The sequence below is a fragment of the Devosia ginsengisoli genome, from assembly GCF_007859655.1.
Classification (GTDB): Bacteria; Pseudomonadota; Alphaproteobacteria; order Rhizobiales; family Devosiaceae; genus Devosia; species Devosia ginsengisoli.
The window spans coordinates 933,471-960,075 of the sequence record NZ_CP042304.1; the positions used below are offsets into that span (position 1 = coordinate 933,471).

At 64.0% G+C, this 26,605-nt stretch carries 28 protein-coding genes; 13 read left to right on the forward strand and 15 right to left on the reverse strand.

Going from position 1 to position 26,605, the window contains the following annotated elements:
* Window positions 1-26 precede the first annotated feature (26 nt).
* The 4 genes from FPZ08_RS04560 to FPZ08_RS04570 all read right to left on the reverse strand — a co-directional run bounded on the left by FPZ08_RS04560 (window position 27) and on the right by FPZ08_RS04570 (window position 4,625).
* Window positions 27-176 (reverse strand): DUF1127 domain-containing protein, encoded by a 150-nt coding sequence (locus FPZ08_RS04560; RefSeq protein WP_082530928.1) that lies wholly within the window; start codon window positions 174-176, stop codon window positions 27-29.
* A gap of 200 nt (window positions 177-376) precedes the next feature.
* Window positions 377-529 carry a hypothetical protein gene (locus FPZ08_RS21840; protein ID WP_186767207.1) on the reverse strand — a complete coding sequence of 51 codons (153 nt, stop codon included), beginning with the start codon at window positions 527-529 and terminating at the stop codon, window positions 377-379.
* 338 nt (window positions 530-867) lie between these two features.
* A complete protein-coding gene (gene uvrA / locus FPZ08_RS04565; protein ID WP_210246858.1) occupies window positions 868-3,762 on the reverse strand; it encodes an excinuclease ABC subunit UvrA in 2,895 nt (964 codons plus the stop codon).
* Window positions 3,763-3,980: 218 nt separating this feature from the next.
* Window positions 3,981-4,625: a LysE family translocator gene (locus FPZ08_RS04570; protein ID WP_146288885.1), complete on the reverse strand. Its 645-nt coding sequence runs from the start codon at window positions 4,623-4,625 to the stop codon at window positions 3,981-3,983.
* 241 nt (window positions 4,626-4,866) lie between these two features.
* Here FPZ08_RS04570 and ssb point away from each other — a divergent pair, with 241 nt between their 5' ends.
* Entirely contained in the window at window positions 4,867-5,373 is a 507-nt protein-coding gene (gene ssb / locus FPZ08_RS04575) for a single-stranded DNA-binding protein (protein ID WP_146288886.1), read from the forward strand.
* 850 nt (window positions 5,374-6,223) lie between these two features.
* Here ssb and FPZ08_RS04580 read toward each other — a convergent pair.
* The 4 genes from FPZ08_RS04580 to FPZ08_RS04595 all read right to left on the reverse strand — a co-directional run bounded on the left by FPZ08_RS04580 (window position 6,224) and on the right by FPZ08_RS04595 (window position 11,940).
* Window positions 6,224-7,477, reverse strand: a complete 1,254-nt coding sequence (locus tag FPZ08_RS04580) for a sensor domain-containing diguanylate cyclase (protein ID WP_246132804.1) — start codon at window positions 7,475-7,477, stop codon at window positions 6,224-6,226.
* Window positions 7,478-7,663: 186 nt separating this feature from the next.
* Window positions 7,664-8,185: a hypothetical protein gene (locus tag FPZ08_RS04585; RefSeq protein WP_146288887.1), complete on the reverse strand. Its 522-nt coding sequence runs from the start codon at window positions 8,183-8,185 to the stop codon at window positions 7,664-7,666.
* Window positions 8,186-8,362: 177 nt separating this feature from the next.
* Window positions 8,363-10,756: an efflux RND transporter permease subunit gene (locus FPZ08_RS04590; RefSeq protein ID WP_186767208.1), complete on the reverse strand. Its 2,394-nt coding sequence runs from the start codon at window positions 10,754-10,756 to the stop codon at window positions 8,363-8,365.
* A 305-nt stretch (window positions 10,757-11,061) separates the two neighbouring features.
* Window positions 11,062-11,940 (reverse strand): NAD(P)H-binding protein, encoded by an 879-nt coding sequence (locus FPZ08_RS04595; RefSeq protein WP_146288889.1) that lies wholly within the window; start codon window positions 11,938-11,940, stop codon window positions 11,062-11,064.
* Window positions 11,941-12,077: 137 nt separating this feature from the next.
* Here FPZ08_RS04595 and FPZ08_RS04600 point away from each other — a divergent pair, with 137 nt between their 5' ends.
* Window positions 12,078-12,482, forward strand: coding sequence for a winged helix-turn-helix transcriptional regulator (locus FPZ08_RS04600; protein WP_146288890.1), 405 nt, complete (start codon window positions 12,078-12,080; stop codon window positions 12,480-12,482).
* Between the two features lie 4 nt (window positions 12,483-12,486).
* Here the strand turns inward: FPZ08_RS04600 and FPZ08_RS04605 are convergent, their stop codons facing one another.
* The 3 genes from FPZ08_RS04605 to FPZ08_RS04615 form a co-directional block, all read right to left on the reverse strand.
* Window positions 12,487-12,822: a hypothetical protein gene (locus tag FPZ08_RS04605; RefSeq protein WP_146288891.1), complete on the reverse strand. Its 336-nt coding sequence runs from the start codon at window positions 12,820-12,822 to the stop codon at window positions 12,487-12,489.
* On the reverse strand, window positions 12,815-13,072 hold the full coding sequence (locus FPZ08_RS04610) for a hypothetical protein (RefSeq protein ID WP_246132805.1): 258 nt from the start codon (window positions 13,070-13,072) through the stop codon (window positions 12,815-12,817). The genes FPZ08_RS04605 and FPZ08_RS04610 overlap by 8 nt, the downstream gene beginning before the upstream one ends.
* A gap of 74 nt (window positions 13,073-13,146) precedes the next feature.
* A complete protein-coding gene (locus FPZ08_RS04615; protein ID WP_146288892.1) occupies window positions 13,147-14,193 on the reverse strand; it encodes a serine hydrolase domain-containing protein in 1,047 nt (348 codons plus the stop codon).
* A gap of 124 nt (window positions 14,194-14,317) precedes the next feature.
* On the opposite strand from FPZ08_RS04615, the gene FPZ08_RS04620 reads away from it, so the two are divergent.
* The 4 genes from FPZ08_RS04620 (at window position 14,318) to gyrA (ending at window position 19,425) form a co-directional block, all read left to right on the forward strand.
* A complete protein-coding gene (locus FPZ08_RS04620; protein ID WP_146288893.1) occupies window positions 14,318-14,683 on the forward strand; it encodes a bleomycin resistance protein in 366 nt (121 codons plus the stop codon).
* Between the two features lie 65 nt (window positions 14,684-14,748).
* Window positions 14,749-15,360, forward strand: a complete 612-nt coding sequence (locus tag FPZ08_RS04625) for a winged helix-turn-helix domain-containing protein (protein WP_146288894.1) — start codon at window positions 14,749-14,751, stop codon at window positions 15,358-15,360.
* Window positions 15,357-16,577: an MFS transporter gene (locus tag FPZ08_RS04630; protein ID WP_146288895.1), complete on the forward strand. Its 1,221-nt coding sequence runs from the start codon at window positions 15,357-15,359 to the stop codon at window positions 16,575-16,577. Before FPZ08_RS04625 ends, FPZ08_RS04630 begins: the two co-directional genes overlap by 4 nt.
* Window positions 16,578-16,740: 163 nt before the next feature.
* The gene (gene gyrA, locus FPZ08_RS04635; RefSeq protein ID WP_210246881.1) at window positions 16,741-19,425 is read left to right on the forward strand and encodes a DNA gyrase subunit A; all 2,685 of its coding nucleotides are present in this window, start codon (window positions 16,741-16,743) and stop codon (window positions 19,423-19,425) included.
* 58 nt (window positions 19,426-19,483) lie between these two features.
* On the opposite strand, the gene FPZ08_RS04640 is transcribed toward gyrA, so the two are convergent.
* The 4 genes from FPZ08_RS04640 to FPZ08_RS04655 form a co-directional block, all read right to left on the reverse strand.
* Complete coding sequence (locus FPZ08_RS04640) at window positions 19,484-19,885, reverse strand: hypothetical protein (RefSeq protein ID WP_146288897.1); 402 nt, start codon at window positions 19,883-19,885, stop codon at window positions 19,484-19,486.
* 64 nt (window positions 19,886-19,949) lie between these two features.
* Window positions 19,950-20,576, reverse strand: coding sequence for a dihydrofolate reductase family protein (locus FPZ08_RS04645; protein WP_146288898.1), 627 nt, complete (start codon window positions 20,574-20,576; stop codon window positions 19,950-19,952).
* Window positions 20,577-20,712: 136 nt separating this feature from the next.
* A complete protein-coding gene (locus tag FPZ08_RS22970) occupies window positions 20,713-20,964 on the reverse strand; it encodes a DUF1127 domain-containing protein (protein WP_146288899.1) in 252 nt (83 codons plus the stop codon).
* A gap of 223 nt (window positions 20,965-21,187) precedes the next feature.
* Window positions 21,188-21,685 carry a DUF805 domain-containing protein gene (locus FPZ08_RS04655; RefSeq protein ID WP_146288900.1) on the reverse strand — a complete coding sequence of 166 codons (498 nt, stop codon included), beginning with the start codon at window positions 21,683-21,685 and terminating at the stop codon, window positions 21,188-21,190.
* Window positions 21,686-21,847: 162 nt separating this feature from the next.
* On the opposite strand from FPZ08_RS04655, the gene FPZ08_RS04660 reads away from it, so the two are divergent.
* From FPZ08_RS04660 to queA, 7 genes are all read left to right on the forward strand, one after another.
* The gene (locus FPZ08_RS04660) at window positions 21,848-22,465 is read left to right on the forward strand and encodes a LysE family translocator (protein ID WP_146288901.1); all 618 of its coding nucleotides are present in this window, start codon (window positions 21,848-21,850) and stop codon (window positions 22,463-22,465) included.
* A 74-nt stretch (window positions 22,466-22,539) separates the two neighbouring features.
* Window positions 22,540-23,160, forward strand: coding sequence for a LysE family translocator (locus tag FPZ08_RS04665; protein WP_146288902.1), 621 nt, complete (start codon window positions 22,540-22,542; stop codon window positions 23,158-23,160).
* Between the two features lie 90 nt (window positions 23,161-23,250).
* Window positions 23,251-23,745, forward strand: a complete 495-nt coding sequence (gene coaD, locus FPZ08_RS04670) for a pantetheine-phosphate adenylyltransferase (RefSeq protein WP_146288903.1) — start codon at window positions 23,251-23,253, stop codon at window positions 23,743-23,745.
* Window positions 23,742-24,329: a peptidylprolyl isomerase gene (locus FPZ08_RS04675; RefSeq protein WP_146288904.1), complete on the forward strand. Its 588-nt coding sequence runs from the start codon at window positions 23,742-23,744 to the stop codon at window positions 24,327-24,329. The genes coaD and FPZ08_RS04675 overlap by 4 nt, the downstream gene beginning before the upstream one ends.
* Before the next feature lie 198 nt (window positions 24,330-24,527).
* Complete coding sequence (locus FPZ08_RS04680; RefSeq protein WP_146288905.1) at window positions 24,528-25,007, forward strand: peptidylprolyl isomerase; 480 nt, start codon at window positions 24,528-24,530, stop codon at window positions 25,005-25,007.
* Window positions 25,008-25,026: 19 nt separating this feature from the next.
* A complete protein-coding gene (locus FPZ08_RS04685) occupies window positions 25,027-25,389 on the forward strand; it encodes a hypothetical protein (RefSeq protein ID WP_146288906.1) in 363 nt (120 codons plus the stop codon).
* Between the two features lie 50 nt (window positions 25,390-25,439).
* Window positions 25,440-26,528, forward strand: a complete 1,089-nt coding sequence (gene queA, locus FPZ08_RS04690) for a tRNA preQ1(34) S-adenosylmethionine ribosyltransferase-isomerase QueA (protein ID WP_146288907.1) — start codon at window positions 25,440-25,442, stop codon at window positions 26,526-26,528.
* Window positions 26,529-26,605: the final 77 nt, after the last annotated feature.

Consider the following 26,605-nt stretch of genomic DNA (forward strand, 5'->3'; position numbering starts at 1 on the left):
AGGCTGAAAGTTCAGTTGAGCAAATATTAGAGGGCGCTGGCATGATCGCGGGCGATGCGATTGATGTCGGTACGCGAAATGCCCAGATCGTTGAGCTGACGATTGTCGAGAGCGGCGAGCTCACGAACGGTCTGCTGGTAAGCGGCCCACTTTTTGAAAGTCTTGCGAATGTCCATTTGAAGTCTCCTTTCGTTTACGAGCTTGTATTTAGGGCAGGGCTCGTCGGTTGAGCAGTGGGAGATTGGTCAAATGGGTCATGCGTCTGGCGCAGGGCTTTAACCAAACCCGTTCATGCGGGGTTAATGCGTCGGGCAAAGTCATGGCCGCCCTGTGGTGGAGAGGCGGCCATGCGGCAGGTTTTGCGGACACAAACGGCTCAGCGGTCGAACAGGCCGCGAGTCATCTTGGAAAAGTCGGGGCCCGAAAGCCCCAGTAGATCGGCATCACGCGTCGAGGGAACGTCCATTTCCCGCAACGTCTGCTTGATGTCGATCAGGCGCTTCAGACGCCAGACGGCACGCACAAACATCGGCGTATTCCCTTCAGGTCAGAGTGCTGACACTTGCAAGATGGGACGATTTGTCGGCCGACGCCATGCCGTAAACGTCAAGCACTGCATGCGCGAGGTGCATGGCGGTTTTCGTGAGATTGTCATTTTCGAGGGAATACCCCCTCCTAGCCTCCCCCTGATAGGGGGAGGAATCCGGCTGGTGGGTGGGCAAGATGGTGCCGCAAACGCGATCTGTTCCTCCCCCTATCAGGGGGAGGAACAGGAGGGGGTACCACACCAAAACCCCCTTCACCACCCCCCGCTAATGCTAACGGACTGTTAGCATCGACGCGTCGGATGCGTGAATCGATCTGGCCCTATTCCGCCGCCCGCGTCGCGAAATGCGGGCGCCTGGCCATGACTTCCTTGAGGAACTGGCCGGTATAGGAGCGGGCATTGGCGGCCACGTCTTCGGGCGTCCCCACGGCGACGATCTCGCCGCCGCCATCGCCGCCCTCGGGACCGAGGTCGATGACCCAGTCGGCGGTCTTGATGACTTCGAGATTGTGCTCGATGACGATAACCGTATTGCCGCCCTCGACCAGCTCATGCAGCACGTCGAGCAGCTTGGCCACGTCGTGGAAATGCAGGCCCGTGGTCGGCTCATCCAGCATGTAGAGCGTGCGGCCGGTGGCGCGTTTGCTGAGCTCCTTGGAGAGCTTGACGCGCTGCGCCTCGCCACCCGACAGGGTGTTGGCCGGTTGGCCCACTTTGACATAGCCCAGGCCGACGCGTTGCAGCGTGGCAAACTTGTCGCGGATGACAGGGACGGCGGAGAAGAAGTCCACGCCCTCATCAATGGTCATGTCGAGCACGTCGGAGATCGACTTGCCCTTGAACTGCACTTCCAGCGTCTCGCGGTTGTAGCGCTTGCCCTTGCAGACATCGCAGGTGACGTAGACGTCGGGCAGGAAGTGCATCTCGATCTTGAGAACGCCGTCGCCCTCGCACTTCTCGCAGCGCCCGCCCTTGACGTTGAAGCTGAAGCGGCCGGGGCCGTAGCCGCGCGTCTTGGCTTCGGGCAGGCCGGCAAACCATTCGCGCAGGGGCGTGAAGGCGCCGGTATAGGTAGCCGGGTTTGAGCGCGGCGTGCGGCCGATCGGCGACTGGTCGATATCGATGACCTTGTCGAGGAATTCGAGGCCGGTCAGGCTTTCATGCGGCGCCGGGACCACGCGGGCGCCGTTGAGGCGGCGAGCAATGGCCTGGTACATGGTGTCGATCATCAGGGTCGACTTGCCGCCGCCCGACACGCCGGTAATGGCGACGAAAAGGCCCAGCGGCACATCGACCGAGACATTCTTGAGATTGTTGCCGGTGGCGCCCTTGACGCTCAGCACCTTGCCCTGTCTGCCCTGGCGACGCTCGGCCGGCATGGCAATGCCCATGCGGCCGGAGAGATATTTGCCGGTGAGGGAGTCAGGGTGGTTTAGAATGTCCTGCGGCGTGCCCTCGGCGACGATATGGCCGCCATGCACGCCGGCACCGGGGCCGATATCGACCACATAATCGGCCGTCATGATCGCGTCTTCGTCATGTTCGACCACGATGACCGTGTTGCCGATGTCGCGCAGCCGCTGCAGGGTTTCCAGCAGCTTGGCATTGTCGCGTTGATGCAGGCCAATCGAGGGCTCGTCCAGCACATAGAGCACGCCGGTCAGCCCGGAGCCGATCTGGCTGGCCAGCCGGATGCGCTGGCTCTCGCCGCCCGACAACGTGCCCGAATTGCGCGACATACTGAGATAGTCGAGGCCGACCGCAACGAGGAAATTCAGCCGCTCGTTGATTTCCTTGAGAATGCGTTCGCCGATGGTCCGCTGGTTGGGAGTCAGCTTGGCGGGCAGCGCTTCGAACCAGGCGACCGAATCCTTGATCGACTTTTCGGTGACCTGGCCGACATGCAGCCCGTCGATCTTGACGGCGAGGGATTCCGGCTTGAGCCGATAGCCGCTACAGGCCACGCAGGGTTTGGCTGACATGTATTTTTCGATCTCTTCGCGCATGCCGGCGCTTTCGGTTTCCTTGTAGCGGCGCTCAAGGTTGCCGATGACGCCTTCGAAGACCTTCGAGGTCTTGTACTGGCGCAGGCCATCGTCATAGACGAAGTCGATCTTGGTCTTGTCGGTGCCGTAGAGCACGGCGTGCTGCACATCGAAGGGCAGCTCGTTCCAGGCCGTGCCGGTCGAGGCGCCATAATGCTTCACCACCGCCTGCAGGGTCTGCAGGTAATAGGGCGCCGAGGTCTTGGACCAGGGCAGGATGGCCCCGTCGCGGATGGACAGGGTCGCATCGGGCACGATCTGGTCGGGGTCGATCTTCTGCTCGGTGCCCAGGCCATCGCAGACCGGGCAGGCGCCGAAGGGGTTGTTGAACGAGAACAGGCGCGGCTCGATTTCGGCAATGGTGAAGCCGGAAACCGGGCAGGCGAACTTTTCCGAGAAAGTGACCTGGCGCGGCGTGCCATCCTCGTTCTTCTCGTCGGCCAGCTCGACCAGGGCAATGCCGTCGGCCAGCTTCAGCGCCGTCTCGAAACTCTCGGCCAGGCGGCCGGAAATGTCGGGCCCGACCACGACACGGTCCACCACCACTTCGATATCGTGCTTGAACTTCTTGTCGAGGGCCGGGGCATCCTCGATCTCGTGATACTCGCCATCGATCTTGACGCGCTGGAACCCCTTGCGCATCAGGTCGGCCAGTTCCTTCTTGTATTCACCCTTGCGGCCGCGGGCGATCGGCGCCAGCAGGAAAAGCCGGGTGCCTTCGGGCATTTCGAGCACCTTGTCGACCATCTGGCTGACGGTCTGGCTTTCGATGGGCAGGCCTGTGGCCGGCGAATAGGGCACGCCGACGCGGGCATAGAGCAGGCGCAGATAATCGTAGATCTCGGTGACGGTGCCAACCGTAGAGCGCGGGTTACGCGACGTCGTCTTCTGCTCGATGGAGATGGCCGGGCTCAGGCCCTCGATATGCTCCACATCGGGCTTCTGCATCATTTCGAGGAACTGGCGGGCATAGGCCGACAGCGATTCCACATAGCGGCGCTGGCCCTCGGCATAGATGGTGTCGAAGGCGAGCGAGGATTTGCCGGAGCCGGAAAGCCCGGTCATCACGATGAGGCTGTCGCGCGGCAGCTTGAGGTCGATGCCCTTGAGATTGTGCTCGCGGGCGCCGCGCACGATGATCTCACGGTTCTGGCTCGGTCTTGGCGTCATCATTTCAGTCCATGGCTCTCTGCGCGCAAAGGCGGCGCGGCGGCAAAATCGGTATCGGCTGCGGGGCAGGGAAGCCCTTCAGATAGGCGCGGATCGCCCGTCTCGCAAGCGGCCTCGGCGCATGGCCGCTCCTCGGTCCGCTCACCTTAGCGTGTCCCCGATCGCTTGCCAAAGCGTCCTTCGTCGCCTGGAACATAAGCGGAACGATAGGGATTCGGTCAAGGGCCGACATGCTGGGTCAATCCATGCCAGGCGGTGAACAGGGCTGCCGCGACGAATAACGCGCCGGCGCCGCGGCCGATCCAGATCGTGACGTCGGGGTGGCCCACCAGCGCATCACGCCCGCGGCCGGCGGCCAGCACCAGCCCGCCATAGATGAGGAACTGCATGGCGACGGTCATCAGCCCCATGACCAAAGCCTGCGACCAGATGGGGCCGTATTCAGGCCGCATGAATTGCGGGAAGACGGCGAGGACAAAGAGATAGGCCTTGGGATTGAGCAGGCAGGTGACGAGGCCCTGGCGGAAGGCCACCCAATCGGAGCGGGTGGTGGCACTGCCGATACTGTCCACGGTGATGGAACTGCGCAGCAATGTATAGCCGATCCAGGCCATATAGGCGGCGCCGATGAGGATCATCACCTGGAACAGCATGGTGGGTAACTGGGTGAGCACGCCGACGGCCAGTGCGCCGAACATCGTGTGGACCGCACCGCCCACCATGATGCCGCCAACGGCGCTGAACCCGGCGCGGCGGCCGCGCGTCAGCGCATTGGCCAGCACGAAGAACATGTCCATGCCCGGCACCACGATGATGCCGAACAGCAGGATGAGGTAGAGCCAGAGCGCCTGGGCGTAGTCCATGAGGGGTTTCCGAGTGAAGGTCTGGCTTTGGGGCAGGGCTGCTGACAGGGCGTGTCAGGAGCGCGCATCGCTCTTGACGGGTTACCGAAAACGGAACATAAAGAGAACAAGAACACTTCTGTTCACAACTGTAGCAACAGGCAGGCGGTGGACTGCGCGCGGGAGTAAGATGCCGCCGCTATGTAAGTGAGCGTCCCTGCTGGCTTGAGGTCCGGGGACTGAATCGAAAAGGAATTTTGCCATGGCAGGCAGCGTGAACAAGGTCATCCTGGTCGGCAATCTCGGCGCCGATCCAGAGGTGCGCAATCTCCCCAGCGGTGGCAAGGTGGTCAATCTCAGCGTCGCCACCTCCGAGAACTGGAAAGACAAGAATACCGGCGAGCGCCGCGAAAAGACCGAGTGGCACCGCGTGGTGATTTTCTCGGAAGGGCTGGCGCGCGTGGCCGAGAGCTATCTGCGCAAGGGCAGCAAGGTCTATCTCGAAGGCCAGTTGCAGACCCGCAAATGGCAGGACCAGTCCGGCCAGGACAAGTACAGCACCGAAATCGTGCTGCAGGGCTTCAACTCGAACATGACCCTGCTCGATGGCCGCGGCGAGGGCGACAATGCCGGCGGCGGTTATGGCGGTGGCGACACCGGCTTCCGCGGCGTGCGCGACAACAATAATGGCGGCGGTGGCGGCCAGCGCCCCCGCGCCAACGCCCCGGCCTTCGAGCCCGGCGGCATGGACGACGACATTCCGTTCTGAGGACGGGATTTGGGAGGCGCCCGGTGGGCGCCTCTTTTGTTTTGGGGGGTGGGCTGGTTCAGATTGGACGCATTCCATCCGTTCAATTTCCACGATATCATTCCCGCGTAGGCGGGAATCCACTCTGTGGAGAGCCCTGTAAGAATGGATTCCCGCCTACGCGGGAATGACGCTGCGGAAACTAAAGCGTCCAGATTGAACACTCCCCCATCGAAGGGAGGGAGGCGCTGGAGCGACCGTCAAGGGTTACCCCACTTCCGTAGTCATAGGGCACAGCTTGTGTGGGGCGGTGTTTTACTCCGGGTGTTTGGGCAGCTCCCTTCTCCCCTCGTGGGAGAAGGTGCCCGAAGGGCGGATGAGGGATCCTGCGCTATCCACCAGCATTGAAGCATGGGCAAGCGCAGCACCCCTCACCCGTAATTTCCTCTGAACGAGGAAATTACCCCCTCTCCCGCAAGGGGCGAGGGGAAGGCCGGTGCGTGCGGCCAATCCTGTGGAGATCACAGGGATGGATCCCGGCTCGAGGTCCGGGCGCGGGCCGGGCGCGGGATGACATCGCGCAGTTGGCAGCATGGTGCCATGCCCACTGAACGTCATCCTCGGGCTTGACCCGAGGACACTTCACTTATGCGGTGTTCCGCAGGTGCAGAGCCCTCGGGTCAAGCCCTGACGTGACAGACGGTGGGAGGGGCAGCGTGGTGCCACGCCCTCGTGGTTCGAGGCTCGCAAAGGGCTCGCACCTCACCATGAGGGCTACTGGGAACTCGACATCTCAGCAACCCTCATGGTGAGGTGCGCGTTCTTCGCACCTCGAACCACTGACGCGTGGCACTCACCCCGCGCAATCCCCTCACGCCGCAAAGGTGCGGCTGGTGTCGCGGCCGGCGGCTTTGGCGGCGTAGAGGGCGGTGTCGGCCTGGCGGAACAGGTCTTCGGCGCTGATGCCGGCGCGATAATGGGCCACGCCCACCGAGGCGCCGAGATGGAGCGTCTGGTCGAGCCTGGTGACGGGGCGGCGCATGGCTTCGACGATATTGCCGGCCAGAATTCTGGCGTCGCCAGGCGACATGTCGGCATCGAGCAGCACGGCAAATTCGTCGCCGCCGATGCGGGCCACGAGGTCCGCGCCGCCGCAGCTTTCCAGCAGGCGGATAGCGGCTTCCTTGAGGCACTCATCGCCAAGGGCATGGCCATAGGTGTCGTTGACCTGCTTGAAGCCGTCGAGATCGACCAGCAGCATCGTGCCGATGCGCTTGCGGCCCTCGTCCAGCGCGGCAAGGCGCGCCTGGAACTGGCCGCGGTTCGCCAGGCCCGTCATCACGTCGAATTCGGCGAGATAGCGCGTCCGGTCGGCCAGCAGCTTTTCCTCGGTAATATCCTGCTTCATGCCGAAAATGCGATGCGCGACGCCGTCGCGGCTTTCCACCGCCCCGGTCAGCCGCATCCAGCGCCGCTTGCCCGTGGTGGTGATGATTTCGCAATCGAGCGAGAAATCCGAACAGGTGGCGATGGCCTGGGCGCGTGCGGCCTCCATCTCCCGGCGCGAGCTCTCGCTGTAAAGCGCCATCGTGGTTTCGCGGGTAATGGGCGTATCGCGCGCAATCTCGAACAGGTCGTAGACGCCGTTGGTCCAACTGAGGCTGTTATCGGCGAGATTGCATTGCCAGATGCCGATGCTGGCCGTGGCCGAGGCGCGATCGAACAGGCTCCGCCGCTGCTCCTCGAGCGCGTCATAATCGGCAATGGTCCGCGCCTGGGCCGCGATCCGGCGGCGCTGCTGCGCAATGGCGGCCTGGGCCAGAACCTCGCCGGCCAAAGCGGCAATGGTGGTGGCCATGCCGGGGCTGCGCGGGCGCGGATCGAACAGGCTGAGCAGCCGCGTCGGCTGGCCGGGTTCGGCCGGCAGGACCAGACCGGCATAGAAGGCTGGTGATGCGATGACCAACGGCTGGCCGGCGGCAAGGGCGCGGGCTTCGAGCGCCGGCAGGTCGGTTGCGGCAGGGCCGGTGGCGGCGGTGACTCTGGACGTGCCATCCGACAGCAGGCTCAGCCGCGCGCCGGCAATGCCGAGCAGGGGAGCACAGACGCTGCAGGCGAACGCCAAGGGCGTCGCCCGCCAGCATGGTGGCGGAACTGGGCTGGGTGTCGGCACTGGTCACGGCAAGGCTGCGCAATTGGGCGCTCCGGGATAATTCCCGAACCCTAGCGCCAAGCTGGTTAAGACTTCTTCAGCCGCAAGGGCCCGGGATTTAAAACAAATCCCGGCGCGTGCCGATGAGCGGCCTGGCCATTACCGGGAGAAGGGCACCTCGGCGCGGAGGCTGTCGCCGCTTTCGACATAGACCACTTCGAACACCACATTGATGGCGTCGTCATTGAGGCTGATCTGGGCGGAAATGTTGAGGTCCTTGCCCTCTTCGTCCTTGTCGCGCTCGCGCAGGTTGAAGATGAGGCCATTGCCGCGTTTCTGGCCCACGGCAATGCCGGTAAAGGTGGCGTTGGAGCTCATGGCGGCCTCGAAGCGCCGGCTGGCCTCGACATAGGCCATGGTGCCCGCCACCGAAAGCTGCGTGCCGGCCAGGGTGCAGCGGCCGTTGTAATTGACCTTCTGCTGATTGCCCTGGGTCAGCGACATACGGCAGACCACCGTTTCGGTATTGGCGCCGATCAACACGCCGCGCCCGCGCCATTCCCCGATATAGGATTGCAGCAGGGCCACATCGGCCGGGGCTGAAAGCGCCGGGCCCGCGCCGCAGAGAGCCAGCAGGCCTGCCAGCGCGGCGGCGCGCCACCGGGATGCGAAAGAAGTCATTGCACTTAGCCTCCAGTGAATCATGCCTGCGGCAGATCTCGAAATCATGCCCCCCGGCAGATTTCATCCCCAAACCTTCCCGATAATCCGCCGCCGGCAAACCCCGATCTGGGGGACGGCGTCAGAATCAGCCGAGCTATGTAAGCGGGCGCCACTGCGGCCCGCAAGCGCCGCTCGCTATACCGTGTGCGGATGGCCGCCCTCCGTGCCGCCATCGCCGGTCGCGGTGTCCCCGGTCGGATCGTCGGGGGTCGCGTCGTGATCGACGGTGCGCACCTTTATCTTGCCCAGCGGCTGGAAGAACTTGCCACCCGCCGCCAGCAGAGCCGGCAGAATGAACAGGTCCCCGATAACAGCGAAAGCGAGGGTGGAGACGAAGAGCGTGCCGAACAGCGCCACCTGCGGCAATTCGGAGAAGGTGACGATGACAACGCCCGAGCACAGGATGATTGTCGTGGCAACGATGGCCCCGCCAATGCGATCCAGCGTGTGCTTGACCGCTTCGAGATGCGGGCGTCCTTCCTCACGGCGTGAATGCAGATAATGCGACAGGAAATGCACCGTATCGTCCACCGCGATGCCGAAGGCGATGGTGAGGGCGATGACCGTGGTCAGTTGCAGGCCCTGGCCGCTGAGATAGAGCCAGGCAATGGTGCCCAGTACGGGAAAGAGGTTGGGAATGGCCGAGGCCAGGGCGACCCGGAAGGATTGGAAGGCGAAGCCGATCAGGGCGATATTGACCAGCACCGACCCCGTGAGGTCGAGTTGCAATCCGGTGACGATCTGGTCGGTGGCATAAGTGGTGAGAATGCGGAAGCCGCCGATTTCGGCGCCGTCTATGCCAGCCGCCCGCATCTCGGCGGTGACATTCTCGACCAGGAGCTTCAGATCTTCGGAATCGATAATGGTCGGCATGAAGCCGGTGACAAGCGCCTGCGATCCGTCATCGGTCACGAAGCGCTTGCGCATGAAGGTGCCGACGGCATCGAACACCTCTTCGCGGGTAAAGCCGCTATCGGTGTAATTGGTCAGCGCCGCGGCGGAGATGACCTTGTTCTGCCCGAGATGGCTTTCGAGGATTTCATGGACCTTGCGAATGGTCTCGAAATCGCGCGGGGTGACATTGGGGTCGTTATCGGCCAGCGGCACGCGGATATAGAGCGGCGCCACGCCCCCCACGCCATCGTCGATCTCCTCGGCCGCGGTCAATGCGGTCGAATCCTTGGCCACGAAATCCTCGAAGGAGAAATGCGGCTTGATCAGCACGTAGGGGATGAACAGCACCAGCGTGACGACAATGGCCAGGATGGACAGCAGGCGCCCGAAGCGGCTGGCGATGAACCAGGCGAGGGGCAGGGGGGCCGTCAATACCAGGCTGGAACGCTTGGGGGCCTTGAAGCCGAGCCGCACGGCGGCTTTAAGCATCAGCGGCAGGAAGGTCATCAGGCACACGAACAGCAGGAACGTGCCGATGCCGCCGGCAATGGAGAATTCGCGGATGCCCTGGCCCGGTGTGAACCAGAGCGAGGCGAAGCTGACCAAAGTGGTCAGCATGGTGAGGCCCGCCGCGGGGCCGACCAACTTGACCGTGGCATCCACCGCCTTGTTGGGCTCCATGCCGTCGCGCCAATAGGCCAGCCAGTTGAAGATGAAGAACATCGACTCCGCAAAGCTGATCACCAGCACCAAAGTCGTGACGATGATGGTGAGGAAGGAGAAGGAGCCGAAGAACAGGAGGATTATGCCCATCGACCACATCACCGCCAGGAACGGCGTGGCTGCGACCAATAGCGCGCCGGGTAGCGAGCGGAGGGCGAGCAGGGCGATGATGGCGCCGAGCCCGAAACCCCAGACGGTGAACTTGACCTGGTCGTCCACCGCGGCATTGAGCATTTCCGAGGTCCAGATCGGCGGGCCGGTCAGCTCGATGGAAATGTTCTCGTCCTGATAGGGCACGATCGTGTCGCGCAGGGAGGCGATCATGCGTTTGGTGCCGTCGCCCTTGGTCATCTCCTGATTGGGGAACATGATGAGCACCACGCCGCTCAGATCCGGCGTGATGAGGTTGCGCATCATCGGGTCGTTCTGCTGCAGGTCGCTCAGCGCGATGGCAACTTCGCCGAAATCGTCCATGCCCTCGGGCACGGCCGGCACCGAACCGCCGCGGCCATCGGGCTTGCGCAGGGTGAAGGGCGACATGGTGCCTACGGCGAATTCATTGAGCTCGAGATCGAAGGCCAGTTCGCGCACGCGCTCCAGCGTTTCGGGCTCGGTCAGGCGCGGGGAGGAGACCAGCACATAGATGTCATTCTCGAAGGTGCCGAAGGTTTCCGAGAGCTGGGCATAGGCATCGTAATGCTCGCCGGAATGGGCATAGACGCGCAGCAGGTCGCCATCGACATTGGCGCGGGGGATCTGCGTGAAGCAGAGGATGGAGAAGGCCAGCACGGCCAGTGCCACGGCGCGCGGATAGCGCAAAGTGGTGAGGCCAATATATTCGAGGCCGAAGCCGATGGATCGATCATAAGCGAAAAGCGCCCAAAGGCGGCTGAAGAACGATCCAACTGACACGGCGACCCCGACTCCGCGAAATACGGCAACAAATTGGCGCGATTTCGGCGGGTTGTCACCATGGCGGCCGGCAATGGCCGGTGTTCGGGGGATGATTGTTGCAAGAATGCCTGCGGATGGGTTGGCCCACAGGTTACCTTCTCCCCTCGTGGGAGAAGGTGCCCCGAAGGGGCGGATGAGGGGGCGCTGAGCGATCCACGGGCTTTGAAGCATGGGATGGCGCAGACCCCCTCACCCGGTTTTCGCTGAACGCGAAAAACCACCCTCTCCCACAAGGGGCGAGGGGGCTTCGAGCTTGGGGCGGCTTATTGTGCCAGCGCCGCCTTGTTCTCTTCCAGAAACGCCACCAGCGCCTGTGGTTTGCGGCCGGAATAGCGTTCGACGACATCTGTGGTGATGGCGTGGTAGCCGGCGGCGGCGTCGCGGTCGAAGGCAACCAAAAGGGCGGCATAGAAGGCGGGCAGGCCGGCGGCTTCGAGGCCCGCCTGCAATTGCTCGGCCGTGAGACCGACGCGGGCGACGGGCTTGCCGGTCAGCCTGGTATAGAGCGCTGCGACCTCGGCCTGGGTGACCGGGGCAGGGCCGGTGACGTCGACAATGTCCCTGCCGCTGGCCGAGAGCAGGGCGCCGGCGGCGGTGCGGGCAGTGTCGGCGCGGGTGACATAGTTGCGGCCACCGCCCTCGGTGGCGTCGAACAACTGGCCGCTGGCCAGGGCTGCACCGGCGCCGACAAGGGTCATGTCGGCATAGATGTGATTGCGCAGCAGGGTGAAATCGAGGCCCGAGGCGGCGATGGCCTGCTCGGTCCAGTAATGGTCGGCAATGCCGCCGGCATCGGCATTGGGCCGGGCATGGGGCGCCGAGGTATAGGCGAGATAGCTGACGCCGGCCGCCTTGGCTGCGGCAACCGCCGCGGTCTGCTGTTCGCGGCGGTTGGGCGCGACGGTGCTGATGATCAGCGCCCGGTCGACCCCGGCAAAACCGGTGACGAGCGAGGCGGCATCGTCGAAATCGAGACGACGGACTTCCACGCCCTGGGCGGCGATATCGGCAAGCTGGGCCGGATCGCGCGTGCCGGCGACCACTTTCGTTGCGCCGCGCGCCAGCAATTCGGCCGCGGCCAGCCGGCCGAATTGGCCGGCGGCGCCGGTGACCAGCAATGTCTTGTCCTTGAAATCAGTCATGTCATGTCTCCTGCTTGCCCCGCTTGCGGCACAGGCCAGCGGAGAGTAAGTATCGAAAGGAGAGTGCTATCTAGTCTGCGCGGGGCGCGGCGAAAAGGAGGCACTTTTGCCGCATAACGTTACCTGGAGGTGCCCCCATGCTCAGCGCGCTGGAAGAAGCCGGTCTCTACATTGCCAAATGGGCCGAACAGAATAGCGGCGGCTCGCTGACGGATTGCCCGGTGCGTGGCGTGCTGGACCGGATCAGCGACAAATGGAGCATGCTGCTGGTCATGACGCTGGCCGATGGCCCGCGGCGCTTCAACCAGATCCGGCGCGAAGTGCCCGATATTTCCCAGAAGATGCTGACCCAGACCCTGCGCGACCTGCAGCGCGACGGGCTGGTGGCGCGGCGCGTCTACGATACCAAGCCGCCCTCGGTGGAATACCGGCTGACCCCCATGGGCGAGTCTATCATCGTGCCCTTCGGGCACCTGATCGAATGGGCCAGCGAGAACCACAGGCGGATCACCGCGTCGCGGGTGGAATTCGACGCCGCCTGACGCGTCAGGGATAGGTTACGGATACCGGCGGAAAGCGCAGGGATTCGGCGGCGCAGGCATGCCACTCCATGTCGGCATTGGCCTCGCTTTCGCGGCCATAGCACCAGTCCTGTGCATTGAGCGCGGCGCCATAGATTGAGCGGGACACGCAGGCGACCTGGATTTCCACGTCGTCGCTGGTGGAGAGCCGGCATTGCCCGTCGGCGGCATCATAGAGCGCGATCAGTTCCTCCGGCGTTTCGGTGGCGCCGGAGAAATCCAGCGGGCTTTGGGCCGACGTCGCGCCGCAAGCGGCCAGCAGGACGGCGATGGAGAGCAGATAGCGGCCTGATCTAGGCATCTCGATTCCTTTGGCGTTTGGCCAGCCTCGACCACACGACAAGGCTGGCGAAATACAGCAGGATGCCGCCAATGGGCATGACATAGACGGCGGCAACCAGTTCGCACGAGCCGTCCTGGCAGGTGCCGAGAAAGCCCAGGCGGGCAAGGAGCAGCCCGGCACCCAGAGCGAGGCCACAACTGGCGACGAGGATCACGGCGAGGATCAGTACCCGCAATCCGGCGCCCAAAGCGACGGATGGTCCATCCATGAGGTTTCCTTCTTCCGCGGCGACTCGATCAGGGTCGGCCGCAAAGATGACGAGAATTTGATCCGGCCGGACGGCTAGAGGATGAGATTGGGCAGCACCAGCTGTTCCCAGAGCCGCTGCGGGCCTTCCTCGGCGCCTGATGTGTCGTAGAGACCGGCCAGGACGACGCAGGCCAGGCCCGCTTCGGGCAGAACGAACAGGCGCTGGCCGCCATTGCCGAAGCCGGCAACGCTTTGCGTGCCGGCGGCAAAGGCGGGCGGCGTGGCGCTGTCGAGATACCAGAGATAGCCATAGGCCTGGCCCCAACTGGTCGTAGTGCGCGGCGTCCAGCTTTGCGCGAGCCATGCGGCTGGCACCACGGTGCGACCCTCATGGCGGCCGCCATTGGCCAGCATGGCGCCGATGCGCAGCAGGTCGAGGGCACCGAGCCGTAGGCCGGCGGCGGCGGAATAATTGCCATCCATGCCGGCGAACCATTCGCTATTGGTGATGCCCAGCGGGGTGAACAGGTTGTCCTGGGCAAAGGCTGTCAGCCGCTGGCCCGAACCACGTTCGATCAGCGCCCCCAGCAAGGCTACGGCGCCGCCCGAATAAATCCAACGCGCGCCCGGCGCGGCGACGATCGGGCGATCGAGGGTGAAGCGATAGCGATCCGGGGCGAATTCCATGGCGATCTCGGAATTGCGCGCATCGGTATAGGGCAGGCTCTCGTCCCATTCGAGGCCGAGCGTCATGTCCAGGGCATGGGCGACGGTGAGACGCCGCCGCGCGGGATCGGCAGCGAGATCGGCATATTCGGGGAAGCTGTCGACTATGGGCGCGTCGAGGCCGGGGACGAGGCCACGATCCAGCGCGATGCCATAGAGCAGGCCGACAATGCTCTTGGTGACGGAGCGCAGGTCATGCAGGCGTTCGCCGGTGAAGGCGATGAGGCCGAGGTCGCCCACGGCGATCTGCTGGTCATTGCCGGTGAAGTAGCGTTCCAGCACCAGCCGGCCATGGCGGCAGACGGCTATAGCATGGATGGCGCCCAGCGTGCCGCCAGACACCATGGCATCCAGCTTTTCCGCGATATCGGGCGAAAATCCCTGCGAATCCGGCTCGCTCCTCATCCAATCCATGCGCGTCCCTCCCGTGCGGAGGCAAGTTGACAGGGATTTGGCAAGATGGGGAAGCGATATGTGCCCGCGCTGCGGATTTCGCTACTATGGCCGGGCCGGCGATGCAGCCCTGTGAGATTGAGCCATGACCGATCACGCGACGCCCAACCTGCCATCCCGCGACTTCGATGCGACCGCGCGCTTCTATGCTGCGCTCGGCTTCACCGAAAGCTGGCGCGATCCGGACTGGATGATCCTGCGGCGGGGCGGGCTGCAACTCGAATTCTTCCTGCTGGCCGAACTCGACCCGGCAACCAGCTCATTCGCCTGCTGCCTGCGGCTCGACGATCTCGATGGTTTTTACGCCGCCTGCCGGGCGGCCGGCATTCCCGAGGCCAGCACGGGGTGGCCGCGCCTGCACCCGCCGCGCCTCGAGGACTGGGGCGGAACGGTGGGCTATCTGGTCGATCCCGACTGCACGCTGTTGCGGCTGGTGCAGAATTCCGGTTGATCGCAAAGAAAGTTTTGCAAAGATTTGTTTGCGATGATATGACGGACCCATAGCGAGGTCCTGTCATGTCCGAAAAAACCCTGCGCGATATCAGCAGTGTCGTTCCCGATGCTACGGCGCTCAAGGCGCTGGCCCATCCCTTGCGACTGCGCATGCTGGGCCTGCTGCGCATCGAGGGGCCGGCCACCGCGTCGGGACTGGCGGCGCGGCTGGGGCTGAATTCGGGGGCGACGAGCTACCATTTGCGGCAGCTGGCGCAGCACGGCTTCATCGAGGAGGACGCCGAACGCGGCAGCCAGCGCGACCGCTGGTGGCGGGCGCGGCACGAGGCGACCAATGTCATGCCCGCAAATGCGGAAGGCGAGGCGCTGGAACTGGGGCTGGCTTTCGAGCGGGCCGCCCTGCATGGGCAGATGCGGCAGATGCAGCGCGCTCAGGCCGCCTATCCCGACCTGCCGCAGGAGTGGCGGCAGGCTTCCACGGTCAGCGACTATACGATCCCCCTGACCGCCGAGGCCGCCAAGGCGCTGGTGGAAAAGCTGCAGACCGTGCTGTGGGAGGCCATGGCGGCCGCTCCGGCTCTGGGCACGCCGCTGCCGCAGGATATGCGGCCCTTCACCGTGGTCCTGCATGCGGCGCCCCATGTTGGCGAACCGGCGGCGGGAGAGGGGGAATGAATATTCACCGCGCCTTCGTCGCGCTGGCCGGCGCTACGGTGCTGTCCACATCGGGTACGCGGCTTTCCGCCATCGCCATTCCGTGGCTGGTGCTGACCACGACAGGCAGCCCGGTTCTGACCGGGCTCGCCGGCTTTGCCGAAATGCTGCCCTATGTGCTGGCCAAGGCGCTGGGCGGGCCACTCATCGACCGCATCGGCGCCAGGCGGATCGCCATCTGGTGCGATTACCTGTCGACGATCGGGGTGGCGCTGGTGCCCTTGTTCTATTGGGCGGGGCTGCTCTCCATCTGGGTACTGCTGCCATCGGTGGCGCTGATCGGCGCCTTGCGCGCGCCGTCCGACGCGGCCAAGCAGGCGCTGGTGCCCACGGTCGCGGCTCTGGGCAAGGTGCCGCTGGAGCGCGTCACCGGCGTCATGGGCGCCAGCGACCGGCTGGCCGGCACTGTTGGCGCGGCGGCGGCGGGCGGGCTGATTGCGCTACTCGGGCCGGCGCCGGCTTTGCTGGCCAATGCCGTGGCGTTTCTGCTCTCCGCGCTGGTCGTGGCGATCGGCATTCCCCGCCACGAGGCACCGGCGCGCGACCGTTCGACCAGCTATCGCACCGAACTCGCGGCCGGCTGGACCGTGCTGCGCAGCGACCCGGTCTTGCGGGCGCTGGTCATCATGATCGCCATCACCAACCTGTTCGACCAGGCCTATGCCACGGTGCTGCTGCCGGTCTGGGTGCGGACGGCGGGGCTCGACGTGACCTGGGTCGGCATTTTTCTCGCCGCCTTTTCCGGGGCATCGATCGTCGGCGCCGGCATTGCCGCGGCCATCGGCGAGCGCCTGCCGCGGCTGACCGTCTATACGATCGGGTTCCTGTGCGCCGGGCCGATGCCCTTGGCCATCTTCGCCATGGATGCCGCGCTGCCGGTGCTTGTCGGCGTGCTTGTCGTGAGCGGCTTTGCCGCCGGCTTCCTCAACCCCATCCTCGGGGTGATCCTGTTCGAGCGCATTCCGTCCGCCATGGTGGGCCGGGTGATCGCGCTGTTCGGCGCGCTGGCCTGGGGCCTGATGCCGTTTGGCGGGCTCTATGCTGGGCTATTGGTCGACAATCTGGGCATCGTCGTCGCGCTGGGCATAACGGGATTGCTCTACCTTTTGGCCACGCTGGCGCCCGTCGCCATACCCAGCTTTCGCCAGATGCGGCGCAAACCGCTGGTCCCGGCCTGATCTCCACAGTTACTGGCGTGCATAAATTCGCATATTTCCGCGAAATCGCCTATCAAAGGAGCAGCCTAACCAACGTAGAATCATCCCAGTGACCGATACGCCTGAGAACGGAACTGGCGCACCGCCGCCCTCCGATATTTCGATAATCGCCATCACCGACGAGATGCGCAAAAGCTATCTCGATTATGCGATGAGCGTGATCGTGAGTCGTGCGCTGCCCGACGTGCGCGACGGGCTCAAGCCTGTGCATCGGCGCATCCTGTTCTCGATGAACGAGAATGGCTACGAATATAACAAGCCCTATCGCAAGTCGGCGCGCGTGGTCGGCGACGTTATCGGTAAATACCACCCGCATGGCGACAGCGCGGTCTATATGGCCCTGGTGCGCATGGCGCAGGATTTCTCCATGGGGGAAATGCTGGTGGAAGGGCAGGGCAATTTCGGTTCGGTCGACGGCGATATGCCTGCGGCCATGCGCTATACCGAAGTGCGCATGCAGAAGATCACCAATTCCCTGCTCGATGACCTCGACAAGGACACGGTGGATTTCCGCGACAACTATGACGGCTCCGAACACGAGCCGACCGTATTGCCGGCGCGCTTCCCCAATATGCTGGTCAATGGCGGCAGCGGCATTGCCGTGGGCATGGCCACCAACGTGCCGACCCACAATCTGGGCGAGACCATCGACGCGGCTTTGCTGCTGCTCGACAATCCCGATGCGCTCACCGAGGAACTGATGGAAGTCCTGCCAGGGCCGGATTTCCCGACGGGCGGCATCATCCTGGGCCGCGCGGGCATCCGCTCGGCCTATGAAACCGGCCGGGGCTCCGTGCTGGTGCGCGGGCGCGTGGCGGTGGAGGAAATCCGCAAGGAGCGCGAGGCGCTCATCATCACCGAATTGCCCTATCAGGTGAACAAGGCGACCATGGTCGAGAAGATCGCCGAACTGGTGCGCGACAAGCGCATCGAGGGCATCGCCGACCTGCGCGACGAGTCTTCGCGCGAAGGCATGCGCGTGGTCATCGAGATCAAGCGCGATGCGCTGGCCGATGTGGTGCTGAACCAGCTCTATCGCTTCACCGCGCTGCAAAGTTCGTTCGGCTGCAATTTCGTGGCGCTCAATGGCGGCAAGCCGCAATTGATGAACCTGCGCGAAATCCTTTCGGCCTTCATCGATTTCCGTCACGAAGTGGTTACGCGTCGTGCCCGCTTCCTGCTCAACAAGGCCCGCGACCGCGCCCATATCCTGGTGGGTCTCGCCGTGGCGGTTGCCAATATCGACGAGGTCATCGCCCTGATCCGCACCGCGCCCGATCCGGCGACGGCGCGCGAGCAGCTGATGACCCGCCGCTGGCCGGCTGCCGATGTGGCGCCGCTGATTGCGCTGATCGACGATCCGCGCCACCGCATCAACGATGACGGCACGTTCAACCTGTCCGAGGAACAGGCCCGCGCCATCCTCGAACTGCGCCTGGCCCGCCTGACGGCGCTGGGGCGTGACGAAATCGGCGAGGAACTCAATGGCCTGGGCACCGAGATCGAGGACTATCTCGATATCCTGCGCAGCCGTGAGCGCGTGATCGAGATCATCCGCACCGAACTGACCGAGATCAAGGAACAGTTCGGCACGCCGCGTCGCACCGAAATTTCCGACGTGGTCGGCGATTTCGACGACGAGGACCTGATCGCCCGCGAGGACATGGTCGTGACCGTGAGCCACGAGGGCTATATCAAGCGCGTGCCGCTCTCGACCTATCGGGCGCAGAACCGCGGCGGCAAGGGCCGCTCGGGCATGGCGACGCGCGAAGAAGACTTCGTGTCGCGTCTCTTCGTGGCCAATACCCATACCCCCGTGCTGTTCTTCACCGACCGCGGCATTGCCTACAAGCTCAAGGTGTGGCGCCTGCCGCTGGCCCAGGCCAATGCGCGGGGCAAGGCCCTGATCAACATCCTGCCGCTGGAGCAGGGCGAACGGCTGACCACCATCATGCCGCTGCCCGAGGACGAGACGAGCTGGGCCAATCTCGACATCATGTTCGCCACGACGCGCGGCACGGTGCGCCGCAACTCGCTGGCCGATTTCGTCGAAGTGCGCCAGAACGGCAAGATCGCCATGAAGCTGGACGAGGGCGACCAGATCGTCGGCGTCGAGACGGCGACGGCCAATGACGACGTGCTGCTGACCACCGCGCTCGGCCAGGCCATCCGCTTCCGCACCGACGACGTACGCCTGTTCAAGGGCCGCGATTCCATGGGCGTGCGCGGCATATTGCTGGCCAAGGACGACGTGGTCATCTCCATGGCCGTCATCAACCACTCCGACGCCTCGGCCGAGGAACGCGCCGCCTACCTCAAGATGAGCCGGGCCGTGCGCGGCGAGGGCGCCGAGGAGGAAGCCAGTTCGGACGAGGGCGACGTGGTCGCCGGCGAGCTGAACCAGGAACGCTATGCCCAGATGAGCGCCATCGAGCAGTTCATCCTGACCATTTCCGAGAATGGCTATGGCAAACGCACCTCGAGCCACGAATACCGGATCACCGGGCGTGGCGGCAAAGGCATCGTCGCCATGGCGGTCAACAAGCGCAACGGGAACCTCGTGGCCAGCTTCCCGGTGGAAGACAGCGACCAGATCATGCTGATCAGCGACGGCGGCCAGACCATCCGCCTGCCTGTGGGCGGCGACAAGCCGATCCGCATCGTCAGCCGCGGCAGCCAGGGCGTGATCGTGTTCGACACGGCCGAAGGCGAGAAGGTGATGTCGGTGGAACACATCAAGGAGCCGGAAGGCGACGACGATGTGCCCGAGGCACCAGACGCGCCGCCGGAAACGCCGGCAGAGGAATAAGAAAAGGGGCGCTTCGGCGCCCCTTGGTTTTGGTGGGATGTGGTGCGGCTGATTGGGCTTAGCGGGCCGGCCGCAAGCGCCGCCAGAGCATGGCCCCAAGCGCCACGATCACCCAGGCGATACCGATGCCAACCAGGTCTGGAGCAAGATCGGCGAGCCGCGGATTGTTACCAATGGTGGGCATCTGCACCACTTCCCAACCTATCGCCACTGCGAAGGTCAGCAAGGCGGCCAGCCAGAGCCGGCCGAGGCCCACCGCCAGCGCGGCGAGCAGGAAGATCAGGACCATGGAGCTGATATGCGGCATCTTGGTCAGGGCATTGGCGATGGCGGGCCAGGAGATGTCCCAGTCGAATACCGGGTCTCGATAACCTTCCGTGGTTCGGGCCGAGGCCCACAAGCTCGCGACGCTGATGATGATGAAAGGCACCCAGCGTGCCAGGCTCAGGATGTTGCGCATGTTACCCTCGTCCAACGGTGTGACAGGTTTGCATTTGCGTGAGCGCCGTGTCGATGCCCCTCGGCTATCCGCCATTTCCTGCCGCAGGTTCCGAAAAGGATCCGGTTCGTAGCGCGCCGACAGAACGATACGTGTTGATGAGCACGCCCGTGGACGCGGCCTTGCTGCTGGAGAGCGAAAGTTCGCGTGGATCGATAGCGTCAGACAGGAAGCGTTTCCCCCGGCCCAGCAGGACCGGGAAAACAAGCAGGAGAACCTCATCTGCAAGGCCGGCCTGGAGCAGCACCGGCGTGAGCGTTGAGCTGCCCCACACGATCACATCCGGGCCTTCGCTCGACTTGATGCTGCGAATGCCTTTGGTGATGTCCGTTCCCACAGCTTCGAGCGGTCCCCATTGCAGACTGTCTGGCCGGTGGGTCGCGACGAATTTTCGGGCCGCATTCAGCTTGATCGCCATGGGATCGCGCAATGCCGGCCAGTAGCGGCTAAAAATATCATAGGTATGTCGACCGAGCAGAAGGTCGAAGCGTTCGCCCTGCGCTGCCGTAATGGCTTCGCCAATGGCCGGATCGGAAAGCGGCACCGCCCATCCGCCATCGGTGTAGCCGCCGTCTCTATCCTCGTCCGGCCCGCCAAATCCCTGAATCACGCCATCCAGCGAGATGTGTTCGATGATCTTGATCTTTCTCATGGGTCCTTCTCCAGCTTCTCTGCTTCATAGGGGGAGGGGGCAATTCAACCTGCCAGCATGTGGCCCACGAGGCCGCAGCAGTGGCTCGTCTGACAGGCCTTCCGGCCCCGGTTCATCTGCGTCAAGTTTGCATCCGCTACCGAATGTCGGGCCGAATGTGGGGCTTTTCCCACAAGGGGGCCGGCCGACCATTGGTCGCGCTAAAGACCTCGTCAGGGTCCTGTCCCACATCTCTCAACTGGCGCTCGCTCAATTGCGACAGCCGAGCCAGTGTTCGGCGCCGGTCATACCAACGCTTCATCGGGGCAAATGCGCGCCATAGACCTTCTCTGAAGCGGCCTGTTTCCCGCTGCCCGCAAGCAACGTCCTCGAATTCAAGTGCTGCCATTTTGCAAACTCCATTAACAGACAGGTCTGTCTATTAAACTGAACAGACCTGTCTGTTAATGTCAAGCGCTGACGCGTGAGAAGCTCAAAACGATGAAAACACTGACGTCCGACGCTGACCGGCCGGTCCTGTCCGCGAGCGCCTGCAGGCCGGCCGGCGTACTCGACTGTCCGCCAACCTTTCAGTCTGGCCGGGATGTGGGCTTCTTTGTATTGCGAGCCGTCTAGATAAACCGCTCCGGCGCGGCCAACCCGTCATAGCCGAGGGACGGGGGCCTCGTGGCATTGCTGCCCATGCGGATGGTGCGCGGGATGGTGGAATGGCGGGGCAGGGCTGCCTGGCGTCCGCGCGGTTCGTAGCTGCTGGGTTCGGGATCGTCATAGGCATTGTGGCCCGGCTCGGACGGGCAGCAGGCCCAGTAGAGTAGCCAAAGCCCGGCAAACGGCACGAAATAGAGCAGGTACCAGAAGCCCGAGCGGCCGATATCGTGCAGGCGGCGGACGGCGACGGTAATGCCCGGGATGAAATGCACGATGCTCACAAACATCGTGGCCGTCGGCTGCGGGTTCTTCAGGTTCTTGAAGCCGCCCAACTGGTAGTCGATGATTACAGCCATGACGGTCAGCACGAACTGGATGGTGAAGAACATCCAGTACTGCATGCGGGTGCTGCGTCCGGAAATCTCGAAATAGCGCAGCATGCCGTCAAAGTAGGAGCGCATCCAGGTCCCCGGCGCGGATGTGTCGATGCTGCCTTGGTAGCGGGCAGGCGTCACTTTTCGATGCGGCAAGTCGATACAGTTTTATCGAGATCGGGCGGCACGCGAAGCCCCTTGCCAAGCGGCAGCGCCGGTGGCTTGCTCGCTATTCCAAGGAGTTTCGCCATGATCGACCCCGTCATCATCCTGCCCTACATGCTCGCCTGCCTGCTGTTTGCCGTCATTCCGGGGCCGTCGGTCTCGGTGGTCATCGCCAATTCGCTGGCCGGCGGCACGCGGGCAGGGCTGTTCACCATCCTGGGCACGGCGCTGAGCATGGTCAGCATGGTCTTCATCGTGGCGGTGGGGCTGGAGGCGGTGATGTCGCTGGTGGCTGGCGCCTTCGAGATCATCAAGCTGGCCGGCGCGGCCTATCTTATCTGGATCGGCTGGAAAATGTTCCGCTCCACCGGCCAGCTCGCCATCGGCAATGGCGATCGGCTACCCGTCGCGCGCTATATGTGGCAGGGCGCGCTGACCAACTGGTCCAATCCCAAGACGCTGCTGTTCCTCAGCGCCTTCCTGCCGCAATTCATCGACCTGAGCCGGCCCGCTTTCGGCCAGATCATGGTGCTTGGGCTGATCTGCATGGCCGTGGCCGCCATGAGCGACAGCGCCTATGCCCTGGCTGCCGGCCAGGCGCGGCACCTGCTGACCGCCGCCCGCGTCCGCATGGTCAACCGGGTCTCCGGCGTCATCCTGATGGCCGGCGGCATCTGGCTGGCGCTGCAGAAGCGGGCATGATCGACGGATGAAGCGGTACGGCTCTTGCCAAGCTCCCGCGCAAATGGCTTGCTCGCTGCCCAAGGAGTCCTGCCATGTTCGACCTCACCACGCTCATCCCCTATCTCGGCGCCTGCTTCCTCCTGGCCATCGTGCCCGGGCCCACCGTGACCGTTATCGTCGCCAATGCGCTGGCGCGCGGCACCGGGGCTGGCCTTGCCATCGTGGCGGGTACGCAGGCCGGGTTCTTCGTCATGACGGTGGTCGTGGCCCTGGGCATGCAGGCGCTGGTGGCCTTCATGGGCTGGGCCTTCGATTGGATCAAACTGATCGGCGCTGCCTATCTGGTCTGGCTGGGCTGGAAGATGTGGCGTTCGAATGGCGAACTCGGCACCGGAAGCGTCGAGCGGACCAAATCCCGCCGGGGCATGGCGGTGGAGGGGTTTCTCGTCATTCTCTCCAATCCCAAGGCGCTGATCTTCCTGGGGGCCTTCCTGCCGCAATTCGTCGATGTGACGCAGCCGACCTTCCCGCAGGTGATGGTGCTGGGCCTGTTCTTCATGCTGGTCGCCGGCTCGACCGACGCCATCTATGCCGTGGTCGCCGGCCGCGCCCGTGGCATGCTGAGCGCCGCACGGGTCCGCGTCGTGTCGCGCGTCTCCGGCCTGCTGCTGATGGGCGGCGGCATCTGGCTGGCCCTGCAGAAGCGGGCGTGACGGGGGACGGGCACTCGGGCGGCTTTCCCGTGCCTTGCCTTGAATCCCGGCGCGTGACAAAACCCATGCAACAACAATGGGGAGGGCGTCATGAGCAAGCTGGTTGGGTTCTATCCCGGCTCGTTCGATCCGCTGACCAATGGGCATCTCGACGTCATCGAGCGCGCCTGCAAGCTCGTCGATACGCTGGTGGTTGCCGTGGGGATCAGCGCCACCAAGAAGAATCCGCTCTTCGCCCATGACGATCGCATCGCCATTCTCGACCAGGTGCTGGGGCCGGTGGGCAAGCGCACCGATACCGAATTCAGAATAGTCGATTTCTCCGGCCTGATGGTCAATGCGGCGCGCGAGCATGGCGCCAAGCTGATCATCCGTGGCCTGCGCGACACCACCGACTATAATTACGAAATGCAGATGGTGGGCATGAACGCGCAGATGGCGCCGGACCTGCAGACCGTCTTCCTGCCCTCCAGCCCCCCGGTGCGGCATATCTCGGCCACATTGGTGCGCCAGATCGCTGAAATGGGCGGCGATATTTCCGCCTTCGTCCCGCAAATCGTTCTCAAGGCCCTGAAAAGCAAATGACCGCCATTACCCGTCGCCTGTTCGGCGCCCTCGTCATCGGCGCCGTGGCGCTGTCCGCCGCGCCCGCTTTCGCCCAGACCGGCACGCCGCATCTGATCCTCACCATCAAGGGCGGCGACGTCGATATCGAATTGCTGCCGGCCATCGCCCCCAAGCATGTCGAGCGCGTCATCGCGCTGACCGAAGCGGGCGCCTATGACGGCGTGGTGTTCCATCGCGTCATCGACGGCTTCATGGCCCAGACCGGCGACGTGCAATATGGCAAATCCGGCGCCGAGGGCTTTGACCTCAACCGCGCCGGCATGGGCGGTTCGGACCTGCCCGATGTCGAGGCCGAGTTCAATTCGGAGAGCTTTGGGCGCGGCGTGCTCGGCGCAGCCCGCTCGCAGGACCCCAATTCGTTCAACTCGCAATTCTTCATCACGACAGCCGATGCCAGCTTCCTCGACGGGCAGTACACGGTATTCGGCAAGGTCGTGAGCGGCATGGAATTCGTGGACGGGCTGGAAAAGGGTCCGGCCGAACAGAATGGCGCCGTGGCCAATCCGGACCAGATCATCAAGGCTGTGATCGAATATAAGTAACCTGCCACGCCCTCGTGGTTCGAGGCGCTGAAGAAGCGCACCTCACCATGAGGGCTGCTGCTAAACCGAGTTCTTAGTAGCCCTCATGGTGAGGCGGGAGCGCAGCGACCCTCGAACCACGAGGGCGTGTCCCCGCCTTGCACCGACAGCGCAATGGCCTTACATGCGGGCCACAAATTCCAACCGAAAGTTGCAAAAATGGCCGAATATGCCGATCCGGAAAACACCCTCGTCATCGAAACCACCAAGGGCAATGTCGTCATCGAGATGCGCCCCGACCTGGCGCCGAACCATGTCGCCCATATCAAGAAGCTGGCGCGCGAAGGCTTTTATGACGGCATCGTGTTCCACCGCGTGATCGATGGCTTCATGGCCCAGACCGGCTGCCCGCAGGGCCGCGGCACCGGCGGTTCCAAATACCCCGATCTCAAGCAGGAATTCAACGCCGAGCCCCACGTGCGTGGCACCGCCTCGATGGCCCGCGCGCAGAACCCGGATTCGGCCAATTCGCAGTTCTTCATCTGCTTCCAGGATGCGCCTTTCCTCAACAAGCAGTATACTGTGTGGGGCAAGGTCATCGAGGGCATGGACAATGTCGACCAGATCAAGCGCGGCGAGCCGGTCATCAACCCGGACAGCATGGTTTCGGTCAAGGTTGCGGCCGATATCACTGCCTAATCCGGGCTGGCTGGCCCTGGTGGCCAGCCTCGCTCTGGTCGCCCCGGCTTCGGCAAGCGGCGGCATTCAATGCGATGGCGGGGACGGTGTCTCCGCCTATCTTGCGACCGGCCATCTGCCGGTGCTGCAGGTGATCGGCGCCCATGTCGAAGCCGGCGGCGCGGCCTGGTCCACCGGGCCTGAGCGCGGCGAGGGTACACCCTTCGTGGTCGGCCAGGCCTTTGCCGACAACCAGCAGGTGCTGGTGGATTTCACCGATCCCAATATCGAAGCCATCCTGGTCGGCCTGCGGCTGCGCTTTGACGGCAGCGAGGACTTGCCGCTGACCGGCATGCTGACGGTTGGCGGGAACAGCTTTCCGGTGCAATGCGGTGAAGGCTGAGCCAAGGATAGGCGTTTTCGCCCGGCGTTCGGCATGCTAACCAGCCGGCCATGCGTGTTTCCGATTTCGACTTCGACCTGCCCGAAAACCTGATCGCCCTGCATCCGGCCGAGCCGCGCGATTCTGCGCGCCTGCTGCTGGTGGACCCGGAGGTCGGCCTGTCCGACCGGCATGTGCCTGATTTGCTGTGGCTGCTGAAGCCGGGCGACGTGCTCGTGGTCAACGATACGCGGGTGCTGCCGGCCGAATTGCGCGGCACGCGGCTGCGCGGGGAGAACCGCGCCAATGTGTCGTTCAACCTGCATAAGCGCGTCGACGCTCATACCTGGCGGGCCTTTGCGCGCCCGGCCAAGAAGCTGGCTCTGCTCGACCGGCTGGAACTGGGCAATGGCCAGGCTGACGCGCTGGTGGCACAGGTCGCCGGCAAGGGCGATACCGGTGAAGTGACGCTGGAATTCGAACTCGGCGGGGCGCAGCTCGACGAGGCGATCAAGTCGCACGGCGCCATGCCGCTGCCGCCCTATATTGGCGCCAAGCGCGATGTGGAGGAGCGGGATCTGGTGGATTACCAGACCGTCTATGCCGCCGAGGATGGCGCCGTGGCCGCGCCGACGGCGGGGCTGCATTTCACCGAAAGCCTGCTGCAGCAATTGACCGACAAGGGCGTGACCATCGAGCGGGTGACGCTGCATGTGGGGGCAGGGACCTTCCTGCCGATGAAGGTGGATGATACCGACGACCATGTCATGCATGCCGAATGGGGTGAGATCGACCAGGCGACGGTCGAGCGCATCCATGCGAAGCGGGCTTTGGGCGGGCGGGTGATCGCGGTGGGCACGACCAGCCTGCGGCTGCTGGAGACCGCGTCACGCGCGACCGGCACGCTGCAGCCGTTTGTCGGCGATACCGACATCTTCATCACGCCGGGCTTCCGCTTTGCCACGGTGGATGCACTGATGACCAATTTCCACCTGCCCAAATCGACCCTCTTCATGCTGGTCAGCGCCTTTGCCGGGCTGGACGTGATGAAAGAGGCCTATGCCCACGCGATACGCGAGGGTTACCGGTTTTATTCGTATGGGGATTCTTCGCTGCTATTGCGGGCGGCGCAGGAAGAGCCTGAGGATGACGGGCTTTAATCTCCGCTTCTCCCTAACCACCGGCCGTCACCCTCGGGCTTGACCCGAGGGCGTTTCACTGGCTGAGCGCTGTGTAA

Excerpts from the sequence above, each read along its gene's own strand:
- FPZ08_RS04560 (WP_082530928.1), bottom strand. The coding sequence starts at position 176 with ATGGACATTCGCAAGACTTTCAAAAAGTGGGCCGCTTACCAGCAGACC.
- FPZ08_RS21840 (WP_186767207.1), bottom strand. The coding sequence starts at position 529 with ATGTTTGTGCGTGCCGTCTGGCGTCTGAAGCGCCTGATCGACATCAAG.
- uvrA (WP_210246858.1), bottom strand. The coding sequence starts at position 3,762 with ATGACGCCAAGACCGAGCCAGAACCGTGAGATCATCGTGCGCGGCGCC.
- FPZ08_RS04570 (WP_146288885.1), bottom strand. The coding sequence starts at position 4,625 with ATGGACTACGCCCAGGCGCTCTGGCTCTACCTCATCCTGCTGTTCGGC.
- ssb (WP_146288886.1), top strand. The coding sequence starts at position 4,867 with ATGGCAGGCAGCGTGAACAAGGTCATCCTGGTCGGCAATCTCGGCGCC.
- FPZ08_RS04585 (WP_146288887.1), bottom strand. The coding sequence starts at position 8,185 with ATGACTTCTTTCGCATCCCGGTGGCGCGCCGCCGCGCTGGCAGGCCTG.
- FPZ08_RS04595 (WP_146288889.1), bottom strand. The coding sequence starts at position 11,940 with ATGACTGATTTCAAGGACAAGACATTGCTGGTCACCGGCGCCGCCGGC.
- FPZ08_RS04600 (WP_146288890.1), top strand. The coding sequence starts at position 12,078 with ATGCTCAGCGCGCTGGAAGAAGCCGGTCTCTACATTGCCAAATGGGCC.
- FPZ08_RS04605 (WP_146288891.1), bottom strand. The coding sequence starts at position 12,822 with ATGCCTAGATCAGGCCGCTATCTGCTCTCCATCGCCGTCCTGCTGGCC.
- FPZ08_RS04610 (WP_246132805.1), bottom strand. The coding sequence starts at position 13,072 with ATGGATGGACCATCCGTCGCTTTGGGCGCCGGATTGCGGGTACTGATC.
- FPZ08_RS04615 (WP_146288892.1), bottom strand. The coding sequence starts at position 14,193 with ATGGATTGGATGAGGAGCGAGCCGGATTCGCAGGGATTTTCGCCCGAT.
- FPZ08_RS04620 (WP_146288893.1), top strand. The coding sequence starts at position 14,318 with ATGACCGATCACGCGACGCCCAACCTGCCATCCCGCGACTTCGATGCG.
- FPZ08_RS04625 (WP_146288894.1), top strand. The coding sequence starts at position 14,749 with ATGTCCGAAAAAACCCTGCGCGATATCAGCAGTGTCGTTCCCGATGCT.
- FPZ08_RS04630 (WP_146288895.1), top strand. The coding sequence starts at position 15,357 with ATGAATATTCACCGCGCCTTCGTCGCGCTGGCCGGCGCTACGGTGCTG.
- gyrA (WP_210246881.1), top strand. The coding sequence starts at position 16,741 with ATGCGCAAAAGCTATCTCGATTATGCGATGAGCGTGATCGTGAGTCGT.
- FPZ08_RS04640 (WP_146288897.1), bottom strand. The coding sequence starts at position 19,885 with ATGCGCAACATCCTGAGCCTGGCACGCTGGGTGCCTTTCATCATCATC.
- FPZ08_RS04645 (WP_146288898.1), bottom strand. The coding sequence starts at position 20,576 with ATGAGAAAGATCAAGATCATCGAACACATCTCGCTGGATGGCGTGATT.
- FPZ08_RS22970 (WP_146288899.1), bottom strand. The coding sequence starts at position 20,964 with ATGGCAGCACTTGAATTCGAGGACGTTGCTTGCGGGCAGCGGGAAACA.
- FPZ08_RS04655 (WP_146288900.1), bottom strand. The coding sequence starts at position 21,685 with ATGCGCTCCTACTTTGACGGCATGCTGCGCTATTTCGAGATTTCCGGA.
- FPZ08_RS04660 (WP_146288901.1), top strand. The coding sequence starts at position 21,848 with ATGATCGACCCCGTCATCATCCTGCCCTACATGCTCGCCTGCCTGCTG.
- FPZ08_RS04665 (WP_146288902.1), top strand. The coding sequence starts at position 22,540 with ATGTTCGACCTCACCACGCTCATCCCCTATCTCGGCGCCTGCTTCCTC.
- coaD (WP_146288903.1), top strand. The coding sequence starts at position 23,251 with ATGAGCAAGCTGGTTGGGTTCTATCCCGGCTCGTTCGATCCGCTGACC.
- FPZ08_RS04675 (WP_146288904.1), top strand. The coding sequence starts at position 23,742 with ATGACCGCCATTACCCGTCGCCTGTTCGGCGCCCTCGTCATCGGCGCC.
- FPZ08_RS04680 (WP_146288905.1), top strand. The coding sequence starts at position 24,528 with ATGGCCGAATATGCCGATCCGGAAAACACCCTCGTCATCGAAACCACC.
- queA (WP_146288907.1), top strand. The coding sequence starts at position 25,440 with ATGCGTGTTTCCGATTTCGACTTCGACCTGCCCGAAAACCTGATCGCC.